Raw genomic sequence first — 845 nt, forward strand, 5'->3', positions numbered from 1 at the left:
CCGCTGCCCGAGCGGGCGATTGTGTCCAGCGACGTGCTGGCCGAAGGGGCCGCGGTCAGCAGCCGGTAGACCTGGCCGCCGGCGCGGATCACCGCAATGTCGAACTGCCAGCCTTCGGCGCCGGCATGCGCGGTCGCTGCCTCGTTGCCGTTGATGGTTTCCTGCCTGCCGCTGCTGTCGACGAGACCAGCCACCCAGCCGCTGCGGATATAGTCCGTCAGCGCCCGGTTCTTGTCGATCGACACGCCATCGAAACGGATCGCTATGTCGCCGGGGCCGGTGGCCGTCACCGCTGCCGCCGAATTGTCGATGATGAAGCCGTCCGGTACCGTGAACGAAACGCCAAGGCCCGGATGCAGGAAGGTTTCGCCGCGTACATAGCCTTCTTCCGGCGTGTCGCCATAGAGCAGGCCGTCTATGCCGGCGAGGAAGGAATCGCGGTCGCGCGTGCCGACGCCCGGCGCGCCGAACTGGCGGGCATGGCGCTGCGCCAGATCGATGCGCTGCGGCGTATTGGGGTGCGTGGCCAGGAAATCGAGGCTGGCGTCGGTGGCGCCGCTGATCGAGCGGAAATCGGTGTAGGCCGACATTGATTGCAGGAAGCGGCCGGCGGCGAAAGGATCGTAGCCGGCCTCGCCGATCGACTTGATGCCGATGGCGTCGGCTTCCAGCTCCTGGTTGCGCGAGAATTGCGCGAGCCTCAGCTTGCCGCGGATCAACGCCGCCTTGGCGGTCGGGCTGTCGCCGAGCACATCGGAAACCACCTTGGTCGCCAGGCCTTCCTCTGCCTCGAGTTGCTGGCGCTGCAAGCCGTGATTGGCGGTGACGTGGCCCATCTCATGCGC

At 67.1% G+C, this 845-nt stretch carries 1 protein-coding gene; it reads right to left on the reverse strand.

The window, feature by feature from the left end:
* The coding region (locus EOA22_RS35610; protein WP_164756275.1) for a M48 family metalloprotease at positions 1-845 on the reverse strand (845 nt) is incomplete at both ends.

The sequence above is a fragment of the Mesorhizobium sp. M7A.F.Ca.US.014.04.1.1 genome, assembly GCF_003998745.1.
Lineage (GTDB): Bacteria > Pseudomonadota > Alphaproteobacteria > Rhizobiales > Rhizobiaceae > Mesorhizobium > Mesorhizobium ciceri.